We start from the raw sequence: 21,385 nt of genomic DNA, 5'->3' as shown, positions 1-21,385 counted from the left end.
ATGGTCCGCCCGGCCGTACGCAGGCGGCGCAACCCGCGACCGGAGGAGTGCAGTGGCAGCCAAGGACGGGGCAGCAGCATCCGGCAAGTCGGGCGCGAGCTCCAAGCAGGAGGCCATGATGCGCGCCTCGCTGAGCGCGGTCGCACCTGGTCAGCCGCTGCGTGACGGCCTGGAACGGATCGTCCGCGGCAACACCGGCGGGCTCATCGTCCTCGGCATGGACAAGAGCGTCGAAGCGATGTGCACCGGCGGGTTCGTCCTGGACGTGGAGTTCACGGCGACCCGGCTGCGCGAGCTGTGCAAGCTCGACGGCGCGCTCATCCTGGACAAGGACATCACCAAGATCCTGCGGGCCGGCGTGCAGCTGGTGCCGGACGCGTCGATCCCGACGGAGGAGACCGGAACGCGGCACCGTACGGCGGACCGCGTGTCCAAGCAGTGCGGCTTCCCGGTGGTGTCGGTCTCGCAGTCGATGCGGCTGATCGCGCTGTACGTGGACGGGGAGCGGCGGGTCCTGGAGGAGTCCGGGGCGATCCTGTCGCGGGCGAACCAGGCGCTGGCCACGCTGGAGCGGTACAAGCTGCGCCTCGACGAGGTCGCGGGCACGCTGTCGGCACTGGAGATCGAGGACCTGGTCACGGTCCGCGACGTGACCGCGGTCGCGCAGCGGCTGGAAATGGTCCGCCGGATCGCGACCGAGATCGCCGAGTACGTCGTCGAACTGGGTACGGACGGGCGGCTGCTGTCGCTCCAGCTGGACGAGCTGACGGTCGGCATCGAGCAGGAGCGGGAGCTGGTGATCCGGGACTACGTTCCGGAGCCGACGGCGAAGCGTTCCCGCACGGTGGAGGAGGCGCTGCCGGCGCTGGACGCGCTGACGCATCCGGAGCTGCTGGAACTGGCGATCGTGGCGAAGGCGCTGGGCTACACCGGGTCCCCGGAGACCCTGGACTCGGCGGTGTCGCCCCGCGGGTACCGGCTGCTGGCGAAGGTTCCCCGGCTGCCGGGGGCCATCATCGAGCGGCTCGTGGAGCACTTCGGGGGCCTGCAGAAGCTGCTGGCGGCGTCGGTGGACGACCTCCAGACGGTCGACGGCGTCGGCGAGGCGCGCGCCCGCAGCGTCCGCGAGGGCCTGTCCCGCCTGGCGGAGTCCTCGATCCTCGAGCGCTACGTCTGACCTGCGGGTCCACTGCTGGGGCTCCGCCCCAGACCCCGCGCCTCAAACGCCGGCGAGGCTGGAATTGCCGCTGCGCGGCAAACCAGCCCGCCGAGATCACGATGGCGCGGCGCGCACTTCCTGGCCTGCGCCAGCCAATTCCAGCCCCGCCGGCGTTTGAGGCGCGGGGGTCCGGGGGCTGGCCCCCGGCAGCGGCGCCGCGGGGCTAGTTCTGCTTCAGGACGAACGAGGTCCGGGCCACCGGCATGCCGGGGGACTTGACCTCGACCACGTACGTGTCCGGACCCGCAGCCCCCGCCGGAGGCGACTGGCACTGGTCGGCCGCGCTGAACTTCCGGTCCCACTCGAGCGACTGCTTCGTCTCCCCCTGCGCGGGAAGGCGGAAGAACGCGCTGCCCGGCCCCGTCGGGCAGTCCGCCGAGGACCACACCGCCTTGCCGCTCGTCGCCTGAAGGATGCTCAGGACCGCCTGCTTCGGACCGAGGTCGACCTTGCACGTGGTGCCGGCGATGTTGCGGGCGACGAGTTCGAGGCGGGGCTTCTCGTTCGCCTCGTACTCGTTCTTCACGCTCTTGACCTCCCACTGCAGCGCCGTCGGCGCGCACGTGGGCAGGGCCGGGTCCGCCGGGACCGGGGCCGCGCCGCCACCCGGGCCCGCGCCGGCCGCGCCGCCGGTACCCGTACCGCCGCCCGGTTCGCCGTTCTTGCCCGTGCCCGCGGAACCTCCGCCCTCGGAGCCCGTGCCACTGCCGCCCGACTCCGCGCGTCCGCCCGGGGCCTGACTGATCGCCGGACCCGTGCCCGCCGGGCCCGGGGTGATCGAGGCGAGGGGGTCCGGGTGGCCTTGGCCCTTGCCGTTCGTACTCGACTTCCCCCCGCCGGAACTGACGGTCCATACGGCGAGGAGCGCGAGGAGCGCGACGACGGACGCCAGCACAGCCCTCCGTCGCCAGTAGATGGAGGAGGGGAGCGGCCCGACCGGATTGCGCAGAGATCCCACGGACGGAACTTTACGAGAGTCCGCGGCCCGATCGGCGCCCCCCATGCCGCGCGGCAGGTTTGTTCTGCCGATGATCATCCTGCGGGCGCACCCGGGACGCCGAGAATCGGCCAGGAGTCTGACGCGGGCGTCATTCCGGTTTGAGTACCGTCGGTGACCATGGACAGCACAGGCCTCTACCTCGACATAACCGATTTCGCCCACTCCACACCCACCTGGGTGCAGTCGGCGTTCGAGGCCTGGACGAAGTACGGGCTGCTGCTCTTCGGAGTGCTCTTCCTGTCCGTCTGGTGGCGCTCGCGCGGGCAGTCCGGTCCCCGGACCGTCGCGCTCGCCGTCCTGGCCCCGGTGGCCACCGCCGTCGCGTACGTCGCCTCGGAGCTCGTGAAGTCCACCGTGGACGAGGAACGGCCCTGCCGCGCCGTCGCCGGGGCCGCGGCCTCGCTCGTCACGTGCCCGGCGAGCGGCGACTGGTCCTTCCCCAGCAACCACTCCGCCCTGGCGGGCGCCGCCGCCGTCGCGCTGGCCATGGCCGTACGCCGCCTCGCGCTGCTGACCGTCCCGCTCGCGCTGCTGATGGCCTTCTCCCGCGTCTTCGTCGGCGTCCACTACCCGCACGACGTGGCGATGGGCCTGCTGCTGGGCGGTTCGCTGGCCGCCCTCTTCGTCCTTGCGCTCGCGGGTCCGGCCGGCGGGATCGTCGCCGCCATGCGGGCGAGCAGGGTACGGGCAGTTGTCTGGTTCACCGGCCCCGGCCCCGCGCGGTAGGACACCCCCTTCGGCCCGAAACGTGCCAGGATGCCGTCTGCCATGACTGCATCCTCCGTTTCCTCCCCCGAGTCCCACGCACTGCACTCCCCCGTCATCGCGTGGTTCGACGAGCACGCCCGCGACCTGCCCTGGCGCCGCCCCGAGGCCGGCCCCTGGGGGGTCATGGTCAGCGAGTTCATGCTCCAGCAGACCCCCGTCAGCCGTGTCCTGCCGGTGTACGAGCAGTGGCTCGCCCGGTGGCCCCGCCCCGCCGACCTGGCCGCCGAGGCCCCCGGCGAGGCCGTACGGGCGTGGGGGCGGCTCGGCTACCCGCGCCGGGCGTTGCGGCTGCACGGCGCGGCCGTGGCGATAACGGAGCGGCACGGGGGCGACGTACCGCGGGAACACGCGCAGCTCCTGGCCCTGCCCGGGATCGGTGAGTACACCGCGGCGGCCGTGGCCTCCTTCGCATATGGGCAGCGGCACGCCGTGCTCGACACCAATGTCCGGCGGGTCTTCGCGCGCACCGCCACCGGGGTCGAGTACCCGCCGAACGCCACCACCGCCGCCGAACGGCGCCTGGCCCGGGCCCTGCTGCCCGCGGACGAGGACACCGCGGCCCGCTGGGCGGCGGCCTCGATGGAGCTCGGCGCGCTGGTGTGCACCGCCAAGAAGCCCGACTGTGCCCGCTGCCCGGTGGCCGGGCTGTGCGCGTGGCGCCTCGCCGGGAAGCCGGCGCACGAGGGGCCGCCGCGGCGCGGGCAGACGTACGCCGGGACCGACCGTCAGGTCCGGGGCCGGCTGCTCGCCGTGCTCCGGGAGGCGGTGGGACCGGTTCCGCAGGCCGTGCTCGACACGGTCTGGGAGGAGCCGGTGCAGCGCGCCCGGGCGCTCGACGGGCTGGTCTCCGACGGGCTGGTGGAACCGCTGGAGGGAAGCCTGTACCGGCTCCCGCAGACCTGACCGGGACCGGCTCGAAGTTGAGTCGATGATTCCGCTTTCAACCGCGAAACCCCAGCTCACGGGGGCTGTTACACAACCTATGGGTGTCCGTGCGCCCACCGAAGGCTGGCCCGCACAGGCCCGTGACAACCCCTCCGTACCTTCGGATCCGTAAGGCAGCGGATGAGCGGTTGCACGGAACGGAGGCGGTCTGAGATGGCGCACGGCGAGGTACTCGAATTCGAAGAGTACGTACGCACTCGGCAGGACGCGCTGCTGCGCAGCGCCCGGCGCCTGGTTCCGGACCCCACCGACGCGCAGGACCTCCTGCAGACCGCCCTCGTCCGCACCTACGGCCGCTGGGACGGCATCGCCGACAAGTCCCTGGCCGACGCCTACCTCCGCCGCGTCATGATCAACACCCGTACCGAGTGGTGGCGCGCCCGCAAGCTCGAAGAGGTCCCCACCGAACAGCTCCCGGACGCCTCCGTCGAGGACGGGTCCGACCAGCGCGCCGACCGCGCCCTGCTCATGGACATCCTCAAGGTGCTCGCGCCCAAACAGCGCAGCGTGGTCGTGCTGCGACACTGGGAGCAGATGAGCACCGATGAGACGGCCGCCGCGCTGGGCATGTCGGCGGGTACCGTGAAGAGCACTCTGCATCGCGCGCTGGCCCGCCTCCGGCAGGAACTGGAGAGCCGGGACCTGGACATGCGCGCGCTGGAACGCGGTGACCACACCATCCGGTACGAGGGGCGTGAGCGGTGCGCGGCCTGAATGGCCAAGGACTGACCGGCAGACGTTCGCTGGTCCTGATGTCGGCGGGGACGGTCGTCCTCGTCGGCACAGCCGTGTTCGCGGTCGGTTGCGCCACGGGCGGCACCGGCCTGCGCGACGGCGGCCCCGCGCGGACCGACCCGGTGGCCAAGACCGCCCCGTCGGCTTCCTCGTCCGAGGGCTTCTCCGAGGCGTCCGGAGGCGCTTCCGGCAAACCGCTGAACAAGGTCGACCCGGTGGCGCTCCTGAAGGCGGACCCCAAGGTCAGCGCCGAGATCAAGCGGGACCTCAAGCCCTGTACGGGCAAGGAGTACCCGGTGGACGTGAGCTACGGGAAGGTCACCGGCAGCCCGGTCGTCGACATCGTGGTCAACGTCCTGTCCTGTGCCGACGCCCTGGGGCGCGGTTCGTACGTGTACCGCGCGGACGGCGCGACGTACGAGAATGTCTTCTCGGACGAGCAGCCGCCCGTCTACGCGGAGATCGACCGAGGCGATCTGGTGGTCACCAAGCAGGTCTACGGGAAGAGCGACGCGCTCGCCTATCCGTCGGGCGAGGACGTGATCACGTACCGCTGGGACGGGGAGAAGTTCACCGAGCAGGACCGGGTGCACTCCGATTACAGCAACGTGGTCGACGGCGGGAGCCAGCCCGCTCCGGCCGTGACCCAGAAACAGTGACCCTAGAAGACCCGACTGCCGCAGAACCGAGTACCGAAGAACCGAGGCGAGGCTTCCGCATGGCCGAGACCCATGTCCTGTTCGTGGAGGACGACGACGTCATCCGTGAGGCCACGACCCTGGCGCTGGAACGCGACGGGTTCGTGGTCACCGCCATGCCCGACGGCCTGTCCGGCCTGGAGTCCTTCCGGGCGAACCGCCCCGACATCGCCCTGCTCGACGTGATGGTCCCCGGCATGGACGGCGTGAGCCTGTGCCGTCGCATCCGCGACGAGTCCACCGTCCCGGTGATCATGCTGTCGGCGCGCGCCGACTCCATCGACGTGGTGCTGGGCCTGGAGGCGGGGGCCGACGACTACGTCACCAAGCCGTTCGACGGCTCCGTGCTCGTCGCCCGGATCCGCGCGGTGCTGCGCCGCTTCGGCCACGCCGGCGGGCCCCAGAACGGCGGCCCGGGCTCCTCCGACGAGGGCCAGGACGGCGAGCGCGGGGTGCTCTCCTTCGGCGACCTGGAGGTCGACACCGAGGGCATGGAGGTGCGCAAGGCGGGCGCGGCCGTGGCGCTGACCCCGACCGAGATGCGGCTGCTGCTGGAGTTCTCCTCCGCGCCCGGCACCGTACTGTCGCGCGACCGGCTGCTGGAGCGGGTCTGGGACTACGACTGGGGCGGCGACACCCGCGTCGTCGACGTCCACGTCCAGCGGCTGCGCACCAAGATCGGACAGGACCGGATCGAAACGGTCCGAGGCTTCGGATACAAGCTCAAGGCATGAGACGGTTCACCCTCCGCACGGGGATCCGCTGGAAGATCACCATCGCCATCGCCGCCGTGGGCGCCCTCACGGCGCTCGCGCTGAGCCTGGTAGTGCACAGCGCTGCCCGGGTGTCGATGCTGGAGAGCGCCCGCGAGGTGCAGCTCGACCGCGTGCAGTTCATCTCCCGCAACGCCGAAGCCGGGCGCAAGCCGCCCATGGGCGCCAAGCTCAACGACCCCGACCTCCCCACCCCGCTGCGGGAGAAGGCGCGCTCCGGGCGGCGCGGCACGTACGTCCAGGAGACCCACAAGGGGGCGCCGGAGGTGTGGGCCGCGGTGCCGCTCGAGAACGGGCAGGTGCTCTCGCTGCACACGCAGTTCCGGGAGAGCGCCAACATGGTGCGCGACCTGGACCGGGCGCTGGTCGTCGGCTCCGTGGCCGTCGTGGTCGGCGGCTCGGCGCTGGGCGTGCTCATCGGCGGTCAGATCTCGCGCCGGCTGCGCAAGGCCGCGGCGGCCGCGCAGCGGGTGGCGCACGGGGATCCCGAGGTACGGGTGCGGGACGCGGTCGGGGGCGTCGTACGGGACGAGACGGACGACCTCGCGCGGGCCGTGGACGCCATGGCCGACGCCCTCCAGCAGCGGCTGGAGGCCGAGCGGCGGGTGACCGCGGACATCGCGCACGAGCTGCGGACGCCGGTGACGGGCCTGCTGACGGCGGCGGAGCTGCTGCCTCCGGGCCGGCCGACCGAGCTCGTACGGGACCGGGCGCAGGCGATGCGCGTGCTGGTCGAGGACGTGCTGGAGGTGGCCCGGCTGGACAGCGCGTCCGAGCGGGCGGAGCTCCAGGACGTGGCGCTGGGCGAGTTCGTGAGCCGGCGGGTGACGGCGCTGATGCCGGAGGCGTCGGTACGGGTCGTGGCGGACGAGATCGTCAGCACCGACCCGCGGCGCCTCGAGCGGATCCTGGGAAACCTGCTGGCCAATGCCGCGCGGTACGGGCGGCCGCCGGTCCAGGTCGACGTGGAGGGCCGGGTCGTGCGGATCCGGGACCACGGGCCGGGCTTCCCGGAGGCGCTGCTGCGCGAGGGGCCGAGCCGGTTCCGGACCGGGTCGACGGACCGCGCGGGCGTGGGGCACGGGCTGGGGCTGACCATCGCGGAGGGGCAGGCGCGGGTGCTCGGCGCCCGGCTGACCTTCCGCAACGTGGCCGCTCCGGGCGGCTCGGACCGCGAGGGCGCGGCGGCGGGCGCGGTGGCGGTGCTGTGGCTGCCGGAGCACGCGCCGACGGCGACGGGCAGCTTCCCGGTGATCAAGCTTCCGCACGGCTAAGGGCTGTCCCGGTGTCCGGATCGGTACCGGGCCGTACGGTCCGACAGGTCCGTGACTTAGCATCCGTGACATGACCGACGGCACGAATCCCCAGAGCAACCCGCAGCCCGAGCCCGCCCCGGGGAGTGGTGGCTACGGGTTCCCGCCGGGACCTCCCGCGCAGGGCGGCTACGGCTTCCCGCCCGGGCAGCCCGCCCAGGGCGGGTACGGCTTCCCGCCCGGGCAGCCCGCGCAGGACGGCGGCGGCTACGGCTACCCGCAGCCCGGGCAGCCGAACCCGTACCAGCCCGACCCCTACCGGCAGGACCCCGGCGAGCAGCAGGCGCCGTGGTCACCGGCGGCCCAGCCGGGCATACCGGGGGCGCCGGGCGGCGATCAGCCGGACTGGGAGGCCATGGCCGACCGCTCCGCGGCCGAGCGGCGCAAGAAGCGGCTGTGGATGCTGGGCGGCGGGGTGACCGTACTCGCGCTGCTGGCCGGTGGCGGAACGTTCTTCCTGCTGGGCCGCGACGGTGACGACCCGCAGAACGGGGGCGACGACCCCTCGGCGTCCGCGTCCGCCTCACCGGGCGACCCCTCGGGGTCGAAGTCGCCGGCGCCGTACTCCGCCACCGTCGAGGGTGACCCGACGCTGCTGCGCGACAGCAACGGGAAGATCGGCATCCGGCTGGGCTCCGACACAACGGTCGGACCGGTGGGCAAGCGGTTCCAGATCGTCTCGAAGGGGACGGCGAACTCCTACGCGCAGGCCTCGGAGCAGGCCGTGGACGTGACCAAGAGCTTCACCGTCACGGCCCGCCTCTACAATTCGGCCGCCAAGGGCGCGCGGATCGCGGTGAGCCAGGGCGACGGCGAGTCGTTCTCGTTCGAGCTCGGCATCAACGAGGTGAACGGCAAGCAGGCCTGGATCTTCCGCGTGCAGACCGGTGACAAGGGCGCTGCGGCGACCACGCAGACCGTCGTCGCCGAGGGGCTCAACATGGTCAAGACCCCCACCATGCTGATGGGCTCGTACGACGCGGAGAAGAAGACCATCGCCCTCTACGTGGACGGCAAGAAGGCGGGGGAGGCCGCGGTGCCGGGCATCTGGCAGGCTCCCGGCCCGCTGCAGCTGGGCCGCTCCCGGCACCACAACATCTGGACCGGCGCGTGGCAGGGGGCCATGCACAACATCCGGATCTACGAATCGGCGTTCTCGCCGGAGCAGGCGGCCGCGTACAAGGAGGGCAAGCTGGGTGCGACGACGAAGCCGTCGCACTCCTGGCTGCTCACGTAGGCCCTGTCCGGAGACCGGAAGGTCAGATGGTGACGCCGACGGTGCGCAGGAAGGCCACCGGGTTGACGGCCGAGCCGTAGTTCGGGGTGGTCCGGATCTCGAAGTGCAGGTGCGGGCCGCTGGAGTTTCCGGTGTTGCCGGACAGGGCGATCTGCTTGCCGGCGGAGACCTTCTGGCCGATCTTGACCTGGATCTTCGAGAGGTGCGCGTACTGCGAGTACGTGTTGTTCGCGTGCTTGATCACGATGGCGTTGCCGTAGGCGGGGCCGTCGCCGCCGCCGTTGGGGCCGGCCTTCACGACGGTGCCGACGCCCGCGGCCTTGACCGGGGTGCCGGTCGGGACGGCGAAGTCCTGGCCGGAGTGCTTGTGCGACCACATGCTGCCGCCCTTGCCGAAGGTCGCGGACAGCGTGTACTTCGCGACCGGCTTGTCCCACAGGCCGGTCTTCGCGGCGGTCGCCTTCTTCGCGGCGGCCGCCGTCTTGGCAGCGTCGGCGGCCTGGGCCACGGCCTGCTCGGCCACCAGCTCGGCGGTGCCGGCCAGGGCGGTCTGCGTCGTGTCGGCGAAGGCGGCGGTCGTCCCGGCCCCGAGGGCCAGCGCCGCACCGAGAGCGGTTGCGCCGACGGCAATACGGGTACGAGGGGTGATGACGCGCTTCGCGGACATGAAGAAGACCTCCGGGGCCGGGAACAAGGACGGGTTCGGGCATCAAGCGACCCGGCACGCTGAGCCGTGTGCCGGGCTTGCCCAACCTTGGTAACCCGCGCCCCCTGACATCCCCAAACGTCCCGATTACTACCGGAGCTCGTAGATACGGTGGGGGATGTCAGCCCTGTTGACCCTGTCCCCACTGGGTCGGCCGTAGGGCAAATCGGACGTTTGGATCTACGAAAGCTCCTAGTAGGTCCGATTTGCCCTGTGCGGCTTGTCACCGGCTCAGGGCCTCCGCCCGGCCGTTCCGGGACCTTCGGCAGGCAACCCGCACTACGCTCCAGCGTCGTGGACGCATCGCTGCTGGGGATCCGGCTGGCCTCGGGGTCCTGGAGGCCTTACGGGCCCCGGGCGAGCGCCCGCTCCCACCGGGCGAGGAGGCGGGCGGCGATCCACGCCTGAGGGCTGTCCAGGCCTCATACGAGCAGAAAGGGGCGGCCCGGAACCTTTTGGGTTCCGGGCCGCCCCTTCGTACTGCTGCCTGCCCCAGGGGCTAGGCGCCCTTCGACAGGTCCGGGCCGGAGCCCGTGGCCTCGATCGGGGGGAGGTCCGGCAGGGCCGACTTCTCCTCGCCGCGGAAGGTGAACTTGGCGTCGTCGCCCTCACCCTCCTTGCCGACGACCACGATCTGACCGGGACGCAGCTCGCCGAAGAGGATCTTCTCCGACAGCAGGTCCTCGATCTCGCGCTGGATGGTCCGGCGCAGCGGCCGGGCACCCATGATCGGGTCGTAGCCGCGCTTGGCGAGCAGGAGCTTCGCGTCGCCGCTCAGCTCGATGCCCATGTCGCGGTCCTTCAGGCGCTCGTCGACCTTCGCGATCATCAGGTCGACGATCTGGATGATGTCTTCCTCGGTGAGCTGGTGGAAGACGACCGTGTCGTCGACGCGGTTGAGGAACTCGGGCCGGAAGTGCTGCTTGAGCTCTTCGTTGACCTTCGCCTTCATCCGCTCGTAACCGGTCTTGGTGTCGCCCTGGGCCGCGAAGCCCAGGTTGAAGCCCTTCGAGATGTCCCGGGTACCCAGGTTGGTCGTCATGATGATGACCGTGTTCTTGAAGTCCACGACCCGGCCCTGGGAGTCGGTCAGGCGACCGTCCTCCAGGATCTGGAGAAGGGAATTGAAGATATCCGGGTGGGCCTTCTCGACCTCGTCGAAGAGGACGACGGAGAACGGCTTCCGGCGCACCTTCTCGGTGAGCTGGCCGCCCTCTTCGTAGCCCACGTAGCCGGGGGGCGAACCGAAGAGACGGGAAACCGTGTGCTTCTCGCTGAACTCCGACATGTCGAGGGAGATCAGCGCGTCCTCGTCGCCGAAGAGGAATTCGGCGAGCGTCTTCGAGAGCTCGGTCTTACCGACACCGGACGGGCCGGCGAAGATGAACGAGCCACCCGGGCGCTTCGGGTCCTTCAGACCCGCACGGGTACGGCGGATCGCCTGGGAGAGCGCCTTGATGGCGTCCTTCTGGCCGATGACCCGACGGTGGAGCTCGTCCTCCATGCGGAGCAGTCGCGAGGACTCCTCCTCGGTGAGCTTGAAGACGGGAATGCCGGTCGCGGTCGCGAGGACCTCGGCGATGAGCTCGCCGTCGACCTCGGCGACGACGTCCATGTCGCCGGCCTTCCATTCCTTCTCGCGCTTGGCCTTCCCGGCAAGGAGCTGCTTCTCCTTGTCGCGGAGGGAGGCCGCCTTCTCGAAGTCCTGGGAGTCGATGGCCGACTCCTTGTCGCGGCGCACGCCCGCGATCTTCTCGTCGAACTCGCGGAGGTCCGGCGGCGCGGTCATCCGGCGGATGCGCATCCGGGAGCCGGCCTCGTCGATCAGGTCGATCGCCTTGTCCGGGAGGAAGCGGTCCGAGATGTACCGGTCCGCCAGCGTCGCCGCCTGGACGAGGGCCTCGTCCGTGATGGAGACGCGGTGGTGGGCCTCGTAACGGTCGCGCAGGCCCTTGAGAATCTCGATCGTGTGGGGGAGGGAAGGCTCCGCCACCTGGATCGGCTGGAAGCGGCGCTCGAGGGCCGCGTCCTTCTCGAGGTGCTTGCGGTACTCGTCCAGCGTGGTGGCACCGATGGTCTGGAGCTCACCACGGGCCAGCATGGGCTTGAGGATGCTGGCGGCGTCGATCGCGCCCTCGGCGGCACCCGCACCCACGAGGGTGTGGAGCTCGTCGATGAACAGGATGATGTCGCCGCGGGTGCGGATCTCCTTGAGCACCTTCTTCAGGCGCTCCTCGAAGTCACCGCGGTAGCGGGAACCGGCGACCAGGGCACCGAGGTCAAGCGTGTAGAGGTGCTTGTCCTTGAGGGTCTCGGGGACCTCGCCCTTGACGATCGCCTGGGCCAGCCCCTCGACGACGGCGGTCTTGCCGACGCCGGGCTCGCCGATGAGGACCGGGTTGTTCTTGGTACGGCGGGACAGCACCTGCATGACCCGCTCGATCTCCTTCTCGCGCCCGATGACCGGGTCGAGCTTGGATTCGCGGGCTGCCTGGGTGAGGTTGCGGCCGAACTGGTCCAGGACGAGCGAGGTCGAGGGCGTGCCCTCGGCCGGGCCGCCTGCCGTGGCCGACTCCTTGCCTCCGCCGGTGTAGCCGGAGAGCAGCTGGATGACCTGCTGCCGGACTCGGTTGAGATCGGCGCCCAGCTTCACGAGGACCTGGGCGGCGACGCCCTCGCCCTCGCGGATCAGGCCGAGCAGGATGTGCTCGGTGCCGATGTAGTTGTGGCCGAGCTGGAGGGCCTCTCGGAGCGAAAGCTCCAGGACCTTCTTCGCCCGCGGGGTGAAGGGGATGTGGCCGGACGGGGCCTGCTGCCCCTGACCGATGATCTCCTCAACCTGCTGGCGAACAGCCTCGAGCGAAATCCCGAGGCTCTCCAAGGCCTTAGCGGCGACACCCTCACCCTCGTGGATCAAGCCCAGGAGGATGTGCTCGGTGCCGATGTAGTTGTGGTTGAGCATCCGGGCTTCTTCCTGAGCCAGGACGACAACCCGCCGCGCGCGGTCGGTGAACCTCTCGAACATCGTTTATCGCTCCTCAGAGCGGTCGGGCAGTTCGGGGTCGGTCCCCGCCCTGTCCTTCCGCATGCTAGTCCCGCGGGGCGGGACAGCTCATTCCAACTGCCGACATCCGTCTGCGGTCACCCCCACATCAGCGAGGAAAACCGGCGCGAACAGCCGACAACTGCTCCAACCCGATGGTGCGAGACGATGTTCCCGCAGGCCAGGCAGATACCCGTCATGCGTGTACGCCGATGGCGAACGGGAGCCGGTCAAATCAGCGTGTCGCCCCGATCCACTAGGAATGTCTTACCCGTAAGGACTGACACTCCATGCCGGTGACACCGGTTCCCTCCGCTAAGGGCGAACACAGTTCCGTCCCGAATGTGGGACGCCACCCCCGCAGATGTTTACGTTCCGCATTGGTTTGCGTGCGGTGTGTCACCCTGCCCGTAACCCGGGGGCGCCGGGGAAGTTGCTCAGGGCATGGCCTTCAGCACCGTCGGAGCCCCCACCGTCCCGCTGCCCCGCGTCCCGGCCGAGGAGGCCGCGTACGCCTCCTGGTACGAGCGGGTGCTCGGCTGGCCGGTGACGGGCGGGCCGCCCGTCCAGCTCGTCACGGGGTCCCGGTTCGACGTCCTGGAGCTGCCGTCCGATGCGGGGGCGGCGCTCTTGCGCAGGCCTGTCGACACGGGCCCGGTGGCGCTCATGGGCCGCAGGATGCGGTTCCTGGTGGCCGCGGGGAGCGCAGAAGAGCTCGACGGGCTGCTCGACTGGCTGGAGTGGGGCGGGGTCGCCCTGGATCTCGCCGCCCTGGGTGCGGGTGGCCGGATCACCGCCCCGGCTCCCCCGGGACCGCCCCCTGGCCCTCGGGAGGCCGCCGTGTGGCTGCGACCCCCCGAGCAGGGGTGTGAGGCACTGCTGCCGGCCCTGCCGGGTCTCCCCGGGCGGGGCGCCGGGCCCGCACGCGGGCCCGATCTCGTACGCCTGGTGGCGGCAGCGGCGACGGAATGCCACCGCGCGCGCCTCCGGCGCCGTGCGACTCCGTGCGGTCAGGCCTTGGCCTTCTCGTAGGCCTCGCGGATCTCGGCCGGGACGCGGCCGCGGTCGTTCACGTTGTAACCGTTCTCCTTCGCCCACGCGCGGATCTCGGCGGTGTCCGGGTTACCGGTCGTGGCCGAGGCGCGGCCCTTGGCGCGGGCCGTGGTCGCGCGCCCACCGGTGCGGCGGCCGCCCTTGGTGTACGGGTCGAGCAGACCGCGGAGCTTTTCAGCGTTGGCGGTGGTGAGGTCGATCTCGTAGGTCTTGCCATCCAGAGCGAACGTCACCGTCTCGTCCGCCTCGCCACCGTCGAGGTCGTCGACAAGAAGGACCTGAACCTTCTGTGCCACCGGGATTTCCTTTCATCGAAAAGCAGTACGCGGAAAGGAAACCGCTTTTGCCTGGAAAACACAAACCCCCGGGGAGAGGTTCGAGACCGCAACAGGGCGGGAAACGTGCGCGATTCGGACATAGGCCACAGGTGCGCGGAGCACCGGAAAAGCCGGGGCCATCGATCAGAGGTGCAGAAGCATCCGACTGTTGCCCAAGGTGTTCGGCTTCACTCGTTCGAGACCGAGGAACTCGGCGACACCCTCGTCATAGGAACGCAGGAGCTCCATGTAGACATCGGTCTCGACCGGGGTCTCGCCGATCTCGACGAAGCCGTGCTTCGCGAAGAAGTCCACTTCGAAGGTCAGACAGAAAACCCGGCTCACCCCGAGCGTGCGGGCCGTCCGCAACAACTGCTCCAGCACCAGATGACCGACGCCGGCGCCCTTCAGGTCGCGGTCGACGGCGAGAGTACGGACTTCGGCGAGGTCTTCCCACATCACGTGGAGAGCGCCGCAGCCGACCACCTGGCCGTCGGAGTCGCGTTCCGCGACCCAGAACTCCTGGATGTCCTCGTAAAGGACGACCGGGGCTTTGTCGAGCAGGATCCGCTGTTGCACGTACTGGTCGAGCAGGCGGCGCAGCGCGGGAACATCACCGGTGCGGGCACGGCGGATCGTCACTGTTTCTGCATGTGCAGCGGAAAACTCTCCCATGGCCCCGGACGCTATCGCCCCGGTCCCCCCGTACGCTCGGCGGAGTCCCCTTCGGCGTTCGCGGACTCGGGGGCGGACTCCGCCGCTCCGGTTGCTCCGGCGGCCTCGGCCGCTTCGGCCGCTTCGTCGTCGTGCTGGACGATCCGAACGGCGTCCCGGAGGGCTTCCCGCTGTTCCGCGGACATCATGCCGAAGAAGGCGACGAGGGCGGCCGCGGGGTTGTCGCTCGTCGACCACGCTTCGTTCATCAGTGCGGCCGAGTATGCGGCGCGGGTGGAGACCGCCGTATATCGATAGGCGCGGCCTTCCGCTTCCCGGCGGACCCAGCCCTTCTGATGAAGATTGTCCATAACGGTCATCACCGTGGTGTACGCGATGGACCGTTCCTGCTGGAGGTCTTCCAGCACTTCCCGAACGGTGACCGGGCGGTTCCACTGCCACACCCGCGTCATGACGGCGTCTTCGAGTTCTCCCAAGGGGCGAGGCACAACAGCACGATAGTGCGGCTTGTGGGTAATTGCCCGACTATTCACTCGGCAACGCGCGACAAAATCCGGGGCCCCCCGACTTCGGCGGAGGACCCCGGGAGGAGTCGGTTACTTGCCGGGCTGCCGGGCGGCCTCGGCCCGGGCGATCACGGCATCCACCGCCGCGTCCTCCTTGGCCTTGTTGGCACCGCCCTGGCTCTTCACGATCGTCACGACGAGAGCGATGAAGAACGCGGCCATCACGATGGGGGGCACGAGCGCGGAAACGTAGTCCATGCCCCTCAGCGTAGCTAGCCGGCGGCCCGTCCCTCCGCCGGGGGCGGAGTGGGCTTGCGGCGCGGCGGAAACACCTCGCCCGGGGTCGGGATCGGCCGCGGGGGCTGCTCGGGGTGCGGCGGTTCCTTGGGCTGCGGCTTCGGGCCCGGCCGCGGCTCCTCCCGGCCGCCGGCCAGGGCCAGCAGCCGGGTCCGGGGCGCGGGGGCGGTCGACAGCCGCCGCCGTACGGAGCGTTCCGCGACGGCCTGGGCCCGGTCCAGCAGCGCTGCGGCGACCGGGTTGGCCCGCAGGGCGCGCAGCGCGGCCAGGTCGTCGGGCGCCGGCTCGTACCCGGCGGCCAGGGCGTCCTGGAGCAGCTCCAGGTACCCGGAGAGGCTGCCGGGCAGGGCGCCCCGGTAGCGGGCCAGATCCTCCAGCAGGAAGGCTCTGAGCCGGGCCGCCTCCTGGACCACGTCGTCCACCGACTGCGCGAGGCGCAGGCAGTCCTGGACCTCCGAGGCCTGGAGGGGGGCCGAGGAGGACTGAAGGGCGTGGGCGAGCGAGCGCCTGAGCACGTGCAGCTCAGCGGCACTGAACGCCATGCCGCCGCGGGATCCGTAGGGCGTGGGCATGGGCCGAAGATACGCGCTAATCGGACAAAATCCCCTCAGGGCGTGCGGGTGCGGCGCGGCGGTTCCCTCAGCCGGTCTCTTTGACCGCGGCCAGGAAATCGGCCCAGGCGGCCTGGGTCGTGGCGAGCACGAGGTGGGCGGGGTCGGCCCGGTCGGCGACGCGCACGAGGGTGCCGGGGGCGGCGGAGACGTAGACGCAGGCGTCTTCTCCCTCGCCGCAGAACGAGGACTTCTGCCACATGGGCTGAGCGGTCATGGTGTCTCCTCGCGGGGTGTTCCAGTGGGGGGACGGTATCCCCGTGGCCGGTCCGTGCCGGTGGTTTTAACGCAATTCGGTGATTCGCCGGTTCCCGGCCGGGGTCGGGTGTACCGCTGCGCGGGGGCTCCGCGGGCTCCGCCCGGACCGCGCCTCAATCGCCGGCGCGGCTCGAAGACCTGGGGCTCCGCCCCAGACCCCGCGCCTCAAACGCCGGCGGGGCTGAAATTGCCCTGCGGGCAATCCGGCCCGCGCCAGGCGGAAGGCATCAGCCAAAATCCAGCCCCGCCGGCGTTTGAGGCGCGGGGGTTCGGGGGCGGAGCCGCCGACAACGGCGATCAGCCTGGGCTACAGGCGGGCCGCGAAGGCCGACACCGCCGCGGCGACGTCGGGCGGGGTCCAGGACAGGCCCGGTTCCGTGACCTCGGCCTCGGTCATCGCCAGGCCCGGGACGCCCGTCGCAGACCACCGGCGGAACAGGACGCGCCCCGTCTCCTCCGCCGTGCGCAGGGCCGCCTCCGTCAGGTGGTCCGGGTCGTACGGGAGCCAGACCTGGAACTGGTGGGTGTGCGGCCGCTCCGGGTGGATCCGGGACCACGGGATCCCGGCCGCCGCGAAGGCCGGGCCCAGCGCAGCGGCCACCATCCGCGCCTGCGCCACGTACGACGGCAGCCGCGGCAGCTCCCGTTCCAGCCCGGCCAGCGCGGCCAGGGCCTGCGGGAACTGGCGGAAGATCTGGCCGCCGTACCGGTGGCGCCAGACCCGGGTCTCCTCCACGAACGACCGCGGCCCGGCCAGCGCCGCCCCGCTCAGGCCGCCGAGCGACTTGTAGAACGAGACGTACACCGAGTCGGCGAGCGCCGCGATCTCCGCCAGCGGGCGGCCGAAGTGCACCGTGGACTCCCACAGCCGGGCCCCGTCGAAGTGGACCACCGCCTCCCGCTCCCGGGCCGCGTCGGCCAGCGCCTCCAGCTCCTCCCAGGAGGGGAGGACGAAGCCCGCGTCCCGCAGGGGGAGCTCCAGCATCAGCGTGCCGAACGGCTCCGCGAGATCCGAGACCTCCGCCGCCGACGGCTGGCGGGCCTCCGTCGTCGGGTGCACCACCCGGAGCCCGGAGACCGTCGAGAGGGCGTCCCCCTCCCACCGCTCGGGGTGGCTCATCGGGTGCAGCGCCACCACCGGGTTCCCGGTCCGCCCGGCCCAGCAGCGCAGCGCGACCTGCTGCGCCATGGTGCCGCTCGGGAAGAACGCCGCGTCCTCCGTGCCCAGCAGCCGCGCGACCCGCCGCTCCAGCTCGGCGACCACGCCGTTCCCGTAGACGTCGGCCGGCTGGTCCATGTCGTACGGGGCTTCGGCGAGCGGCGCCAGCAGCTCCGCCACGGTGGGTTCGCGCAGGCAGTGCGACAGTTTGTGCTCCGCCGCCCGCCAGGCCGCCACCTGCCGCTTCTCACGCTCGTCCGCGCGCTCGTCCTCGAGCTCGTTCTCCCGCTCTGCAACCTCGTTGTCGTCGCTCATGGCTCACGATCATCGCCGACCGGCCAAAGAGCCCAGGAGCTAGCATGGCGGCGTATCGTCCGGTACCCCCCGCGGACTGGAACGGAAGGCCCTCCCCGCGTGAATCCATCACAGCAGCCACGCCCTGCCCGGCTGACGATCGGCGTCGTCGGAGCCGGCCGGGTCGGCCCCGCGCTGGCCCGTGCGCTCCAGCAGGCCGGGCACCTGCCCGTCGCCGTGTCCGGCGTCTCCGACGCCTCGGTGCGCCGCGCCGCGCGGATGCTGCCCGACGTGCCCCTCGTAACGCCCGCACAGGTATTCGAGAAGGCCGACCTGGTCCTCCTCACCGTGCCGGACGACGCGCTGCCGTCCCTGGTCGAGGGCCTCGCCGAGACCGGTGCGATCCGGCCCGGGCAGCTCCTCGTCCACACCTCCGGGCGGTACGGGACCGCCGTGCTCGACCCGGCGCGCCGCGCGGGCGCGCTGCCGCTGGCCCTGCACCCCGCGATGACCTTCACCGGCACCGAGGTCGACGTGCAGCGGCTGGCCGGCTGCTCCTTCGGCGTCACCGCCCCCGACGAGCTGCGGCTCGCCGCCGAGGCCCTGGTCATCGAGATGGGCGGGGAGCCCGAGTGGATCGCGGAGGAGAACCGTCCGCTCTACCACGCGGCCCTCGCCCTCGGCGCGAACCACCTGGTCACGCTGGTCGCCCAGTCGATGGAGCTGCTGGGCAAGGCCGGAGTCGAGCACCCCGACCGGATGCTCGGCCCGCTGCTCGGCGCCGCCCTCGACAACGCCCTGCGCTCCGGCGACGCGGCCCTGACCGGCCCGGTGGCCCGCGGCGACGCCGGTACGGTCGCCGCGCACGTCTCGGAGCTGCGCAAGCACGCGCCCGGCGCGGTCGCCGGGTACCTGGCGATGGCCCGCACCACCGCCGACCGGGCCCTCGCGCACGGACTGCTCAAGCCCGAGCTCGCCGAGGACCTGCTCGGCGTCCTCGCGGACACCGATCCCGACGGGAGCGACCAGTGACCGGGCTGCTGCTGCACACCGCGGAGGAGCTGCACCAGCTCCCGCGCACCGGCCGCCGGGCCGTGGTGATGACCATGGGCGCCCTGCACGAGGGCCACGCCACCTTGATCCGCTCCGCCCGCGAGCAGGCCGGACCGGGCGGCCAGGTCGTCGTCACCGTCTTCGTCAACCCCCTGCAGTTCGGGGCGAACGAGGATCTCGACCGCTACCCCCGCACTCTCGACGCCGATCGGCTGATCGCCGAAGAAGCGGGCGCCGACGCGGTGTTCGCCCCCGCCGTCGACGAGGTCTACCCGGGCGGCGACCCCCAGGTGCGGATCAGCGCCGGCCCCATGGGCGAGCGCCTCGAAGGGGCCACCCGCCCCGGCCACTTCGACGGCATGCTGACCGTCGTCGCGAAGCTGCTCCACCTCACCCGGCCCGACCTGGCGCTCTTCGGCCAGAAGGACGCACAGCAACTGGCCCTGATCCGGCGGATGGTGACCGACCTGAACTTCCCCGTCGAGGTGGTCGGCGTACCGACCGTCCGCGAGGAGGACGGGCTCGCGCTGTCGTCCCGCAACCGCTACCTCTCCCCGGCCGAACGGCGTACCGCCCTGGCCCTGTCCCGCGCCCTGTTCGCCGGGCAGGACCGGCTCGCCGCGCAGGCGGCGCTGCGCGCCCGCGCCGAGGCCAGCCCGGCCAGCGACGAGCGGGCCAGTGCGCTGGCCAAGCTCGGCGAGATCCGCGCCTCCGCCGACGCGCACGCCGTCTCGGCGGCGGGCACCGGGCTGCCGGACGCCGTACGGGCCGCCGCGCACCACGTCCTGGTGGAGGCGGGCCGCCACGAGCCGCCGCTCGTACTGGACTACCTGGCGCTGGTGGACCCACAGGACTTCACCGATGCCGCGCCCGAGTTCACCGGGCAGGCCGTGCTGGCCGTCGCCGCGAAGGTGGGCACGACCCGGCTGATCGACAACATCCCACTGGAATTCGGAGCACACTCGTGAGCACCCCAGGCAGAGGCCTCCCGTCGGACGGCGCGGGCGCAGGCGCAGGCACCGGCATACGGCTGCACGCGCCCGCCCCCGGCTGGTCCGTCGACGCCGACGTCGTGGTCGTCGGCTCCGGCGTCGCGGGGCTGACCGCGGCGCTGCGCTGCGCCGCCGCCGGCCGCCGTACGGTCGTGGTCACCAAGGCCCGGCTCGACGACGGCTCCACCCGCTGGGCCCAGGGCGGCATCGCCGCGGCCCTCGGCGAGGGCGACACCCCCGAGCAGCACCTGGACGACACGCTGGTCGCGGGCGCGGGCCTGTGCGACGAGGCGGCCGTCCGGCTGCTCGTCACCGAAGGCCCGGACGCGGTACGGCGGTTGATGGCCACGGGCGCCGTCTTCGACACCTCCGCGGAGACCGGGGAGATAGAACTGACCCGCGAGGGCGGCCACCACCGGCGCCGGATCGCGCACGCGGGCGGCGACGCCACCGGGGCCGAGATCTCCCGGGCGCTCGTCGAAGCCGTGCAGGCCGCGGGGATCCGTACCGTCGAGAACGCCCTCGTACTGGACCTGCTCCAGGACGCGCGGGGCCGTACGGCCGGGGTCACGCTGCACGTCATGGGCGAGGGCCAGCACGACGGCGTCGGCGCCGTCCACGCGCCCGCCGTGATCCTCGCGACCGGCGGCATGGGCCAGGTCTTCTCCGCGACCACCAACCCGTCGGTGTCCACGGGCGACGGGGTGGCGCTCGCACTGCGCGCCGGGGCCGAGGTCTCGGACCTGGAGTTCGTGCAGTTCCACCCGACGGTGCTCTTCCTCGGCCCGGACGCCGAAGGTCAGCAGCCCCTCGTCTCGGAGGCGGTCCGCGGCGAAGGCGCCCACCTCGTCGACGCGGACGGGGTGCGCTTCATGGTCGGCCAGCACGAGCTCGCCGAACTGGCCCCCCGCGACATCGTCGCCAAGGGCATCATGCGGCGCATGCAGGAGCAGGGCGCGCAGCACATGTACCTGGACGCCCGGCACTTCGGCGCCGAGATGTGGGAGCAGCGCTTCCCGACCATCCTCGCCGCCTGCCGCTCCCACGGCATCGACCCGGTGACCGAGCCGGTCCCGGTCGCGCCCGCCGCGCACTACGCCTCCGGCGGCGTACGGACCGACCTGCAGGGCCGCACCACCGTCCCGGGCCTGTACGCGTGCGGCGAGGTCGCCTGCACCGGTGTGCACGGCGCGAACCGGCTGGCCTCCAACTCCCTGCTGGAGGGGCTGGTCTTCGCCGAGCGCATCGCCGACGACATCGCCGCCCAGGCGCTCTCCGGCAACGGCCCCGGCATACCGGTACCCGCGACCGGCCCGCTGCAGCCCGCCGAGGCGCGGCACGAGATCCAGCGGATCATGACGGACGGCGCGGGCGTGCTGCGCTCGGCCGATTCGCTGCGTACCGCCGCCGAGGCCCTCGAGGGCCTGTACGCGACCGCCCTGAACAACCTCGAAGCGCACGGCAAGACCGCCGAACCCGGGGTGGACACCTGGGAGGCCACGAACCTGCTGTGCGTGGCCAGGGTGCTGGTCGCCGCCGCGCAGCGGCGCGTGGAGACCCGCGGCTGCCACTGGCGCGAGGACCATCCGGACCGGGACGATGCCGCCTGGCGCCGCCATCTGGTCGTCCGGCTGTCGGCGACCGAGAAGCGGGCGCTGGTCGTCACCCCCACCGACTCCGCGGACTTCCCGTCCGTGCACGTACCCCTCAGCACCCAGAGCCTGGAGCAGTGA

Annotated in this window: 22 protein-coding genes; 12 read left to right on the top strand and 10 right to left on the bottom strand. The window is 71.7% G+C overall.

Going from position 1 to position 21,385, the window contains the following annotated elements:
- Nucleotides 1–52 precede the first annotated feature (52 nt).
- Nucleotides 53–1,177 carry a DNA integrity scanning diadenylate cyclase DisA gene (gene disA, locus JIW86_RS22790; protein ID WP_215147836.1) on the top strand — a complete coding sequence of 375 codons (1,125 nt, stop codon included), beginning with the start codon at nucleotides 53–55 and terminating at the stop codon, nucleotides 1,175–1,177.
- Between the two features lie 205 nt (nucleotides 1,178–1,382).
- On the opposite strand, the gene JIW86_RS22785 is transcribed toward disA, so the two are convergent.
- Nucleotides 1,383–2,177, bottom strand: a complete 795-nt coding sequence (locus JIW86_RS22785; protein ID WP_257555685.1) for a hypothetical protein — start codon at nucleotides 2,175–2,177, stop codon at nucleotides 1,383–1,385.
- Nucleotides 2,178–2,336: 159 nt separating this feature from the next.
- On the opposite strand from JIW86_RS22785, the gene JIW86_RS22780 reads away from it, so the two are divergent.
- The 7 genes from JIW86_RS22780 to JIW86_RS22745 all read left to right on the top strand — a co-directional run bounded on the left by JIW86_RS22780 (nucleotide 2,337) and on the right by JIW86_RS22745 (nucleotide 8,688).
- Nucleotides 2,337–2,945, top strand: coding sequence for a phosphatase PAP2 family protein (locus JIW86_RS22780; protein ID WP_257555684.1), 609 nt, complete (start codon nucleotides 2,337–2,339; stop codon nucleotides 2,943–2,945).
- Between the two features lie 42 nt (nucleotides 2,946–2,987).
- Nucleotides 2,988–3,890 (top strand): A/G-specific adenine glycosylase, encoded by a 903-nt coding sequence (locus JIW86_RS41455; protein WP_263862069.1) that lies wholly within the window; start codon nucleotides 2,988–2,990, stop codon nucleotides 3,888–3,890.
- Between the two features lie 195 nt (nucleotides 3,891–4,085).
- A complete protein-coding gene (locus tag JIW86_RS22765) occupies nucleotides 4,086–4,646 on the top strand; it encodes a SigE family RNA polymerase sigma factor (RefSeq protein ID WP_215147851.1) in 561 nt (186 codons plus the stop codon).
- Nucleotides 4,647–4,684: 38 nt separating this feature from the next.
- The gene (locus JIW86_RS22760; protein WP_257559395.1) at nucleotides 4,685–5,326 is read left to right on the top strand and encodes a hypothetical protein; all 642 of its coding nucleotides are present in this window, start codon (nucleotides 4,685–4,687) and stop codon (nucleotides 5,324–5,326) included.
- A gap of 59 nt (nucleotides 5,327–5,385) precedes the next feature.
- Entirely contained in the window at nucleotides 5,386–6,099 is a 714-nt protein-coding gene (cseB, locus tag JIW86_RS22755; RefSeq protein ID WP_257555683.1) for a two-component system response regulator CseB, read from the top strand.
- The gene (gene cseC, locus JIW86_RS22750; protein WP_215147855.1) at nucleotides 6,096–7,412 is read left to right on the top strand and encodes a two-component system sensor histidine kinase CseC; all 1,317 of its coding nucleotides are present in this window, start codon (nucleotides 6,096–6,098) and stop codon (nucleotides 7,410–7,412) included. Before cseB ends, cseC begins: the two co-directional genes overlap by 4 nt.
- A 70-nt stretch (nucleotides 7,413–7,482) precedes the next feature.
- The gene (locus JIW86_RS22745; RefSeq protein WP_257555682.1) at nucleotides 7,483–8,688 is read left to right on the top strand and encodes a LamG-like jellyroll fold domain-containing protein; all 1,206 of its coding nucleotides are present in this window, start codon (nucleotides 7,483–7,485) and stop codon (nucleotides 8,686–8,688) included.
- Between the two features lie 22 nt (nucleotides 8,689–8,710).
- Here the strand turns inward: JIW86_RS22745 and JIW86_RS22740 are convergent, their stop codons facing one another.
- Together JIW86_RS22740 and JIW86_RS22735 are read right to left on the bottom strand one after the other, a co-directional pair.
- Nucleotides 8,711–9,355 carry a M23 family metallopeptidase gene (locus tag JIW86_RS22740; RefSeq protein WP_257555681.1) on the bottom strand — a complete coding sequence of 215 codons (645 nt, stop codon included), beginning with the start codon at nucleotides 9,353–9,355 and terminating at the stop codon, nucleotides 8,711–8,713.
- 538 nt (nucleotides 9,356–9,893) lie between these two features.
- On the bottom strand, nucleotides 9,894–12,419 hold the full coding sequence (locus tag JIW86_RS22735) for an ATP-dependent Clp protease ATP-binding subunit (protein WP_215147861.1): 2,526 nt from the start codon (nucleotides 12,417–12,419) through the stop codon (nucleotides 9,894–9,896).
- A gap of 462 nt (nucleotides 12,420–12,881) precedes the next feature.
- On the opposite strand from JIW86_RS22735, the gene JIW86_RS22730 reads away from it, so the two are divergent.
- Nucleotides 12,882–13,469, top strand: coding sequence for an SCO3374 family protein (locus JIW86_RS22730; RefSeq protein WP_215147863.1), 588 nt, complete (start codon nucleotides 12,882–12,884; stop codon nucleotides 13,467–13,469).
- Here the strand turns inward: JIW86_RS22730 and JIW86_RS22725 are convergent.
- The 7 genes from JIW86_RS22725 to JIW86_RS22695 all read right to left on the bottom strand — a co-directional run bounded on the left by JIW86_RS22725 (nucleotide 13,448) and on the right by JIW86_RS22695 (nucleotide 17,628).
- Nucleotides 13,448–13,786 carry a histone-like nucleoid-structuring protein Lsr2 gene (locus JIW86_RS22725; protein WP_215147865.1) on the bottom strand — a complete coding sequence of 113 codons (339 nt, stop codon included), beginning with the start codon at nucleotides 13,784–13,786 and terminating at the stop codon, nucleotides 13,448–13,450. The two genes, JIW86_RS22730 and JIW86_RS22725, sit on opposite strands and share 22 nt — an antisense overlap.
- 165 nt (nucleotides 13,787–13,951) lie before the next feature.
- Nucleotides 13,952–14,482, bottom strand: a complete 531-nt coding sequence (locus JIW86_RS22720; RefSeq protein ID WP_215147867.1) for an amino-acid N-acetyltransferase — start codon at nucleotides 14,480–14,482, stop codon at nucleotides 13,952–13,954.
- Between the two features lie 11 nt (nucleotides 14,483–14,493).
- Nucleotides 14,494–14,970 (bottom strand): BlaI/MecI/CopY family transcriptional regulator, encoded by a 477-nt coding sequence (locus JIW86_RS22715; RefSeq protein ID WP_257555679.1) that lies wholly within the window; start codon nucleotides 14,968–14,970, stop codon nucleotides 14,494–14,496.
- A 108-nt stretch (nucleotides 14,971–15,078) separates the two neighbouring features.
- Nucleotides 15,079–15,246, bottom strand: a complete 168-nt coding sequence (locus tag JIW86_RS22710) for a hypothetical protein (protein ID WP_215147871.1) — start codon at nucleotides 15,244–15,246, stop codon at nucleotides 15,079–15,081.
- Nucleotides 15,247–15,260: 14 nt separating this feature from the next.
- Entirely contained in the window at nucleotides 15,261–15,857 is a 597-nt protein-coding gene (locus tag JIW86_RS22705) for a hypothetical protein (RefSeq protein ID WP_215147873.1), read from the bottom strand.
- A gap of 67 nt (nucleotides 15,858–15,924) precedes the next feature.
- The gene (locus JIW86_RS22700) at nucleotides 15,925–16,113 is read right to left on the bottom strand and encodes a DUF397 domain-containing protein (RefSeq protein ID WP_215147875.1); all 189 of its coding nucleotides are present in this window, start codon (nucleotides 16,111–16,113) and stop codon (nucleotides 15,925–15,927) included.
- A 348-nt stretch (nucleotides 16,114–16,461) separates the two neighbouring features.
- On the bottom strand, nucleotides 16,462–17,628 hold the full coding sequence (locus JIW86_RS22695) for a threonine aldolase family protein (RefSeq protein WP_257555677.1): 1,167 nt from the start codon (nucleotides 17,626–17,628) through the stop codon (nucleotides 16,462–16,464).
- 99 nt (nucleotides 17,629–17,727) lie between these two features.
- Here JIW86_RS22695 and JIW86_RS22690 point away from each other — a divergent pair, with 99 nt between their 5' ends.
- From JIW86_RS22690 to JIW86_RS22680, 3 genes are read left to right on the top strand one after another with little or no spacing between them, the layout of a single operon-like run.
- Nucleotides 17,728–18,639 carry a Rossmann-like and DUF2520 domain-containing protein gene (locus JIW86_RS22690; RefSeq protein WP_215147879.1) on the top strand — a complete coding sequence of 304 codons (912 nt, stop codon included), beginning with the start codon at nucleotides 17,728–17,730 and terminating at the stop codon, nucleotides 18,637–18,639.
- Nucleotides 18,636–19,628 carry a pantoate--beta-alanine ligase gene (gene panC / locus JIW86_RS22685; protein ID WP_257555676.1) on the top strand — a complete coding sequence of 331 codons (993 nt, stop codon included), beginning with the start codon at nucleotides 18,636–18,638 and terminating at the stop codon, nucleotides 19,626–19,628. The genes JIW86_RS22690 and panC overlap by 4 nt, the downstream gene beginning before the upstream one ends.
- Nucleotides 19,625–21,385 (top strand): L-aspartate oxidase, encoded by a 1,761-nt coding sequence (locus JIW86_RS22680; protein ID WP_257555675.1) that lies wholly within the window; start codon nucleotides 19,625–19,627, stop codon nucleotides 21,383–21,385. The genes panC and JIW86_RS22680 overlap by 4 nt, the downstream gene beginning before the upstream one ends.

The organism is Streptomyces sp. NBC_00162 (assembly GCF_024611995.1).
Taxonomy (GTDB): domain Bacteria; phylum Actinomycetota; class Actinomycetes; order Streptomycetales; family Streptomycetaceae; genus Streptomyces.
Note: the sequence above shows the minus strand (reverse complement) of the source record. Positions and strands in the feature narration are given on the sequence as shown.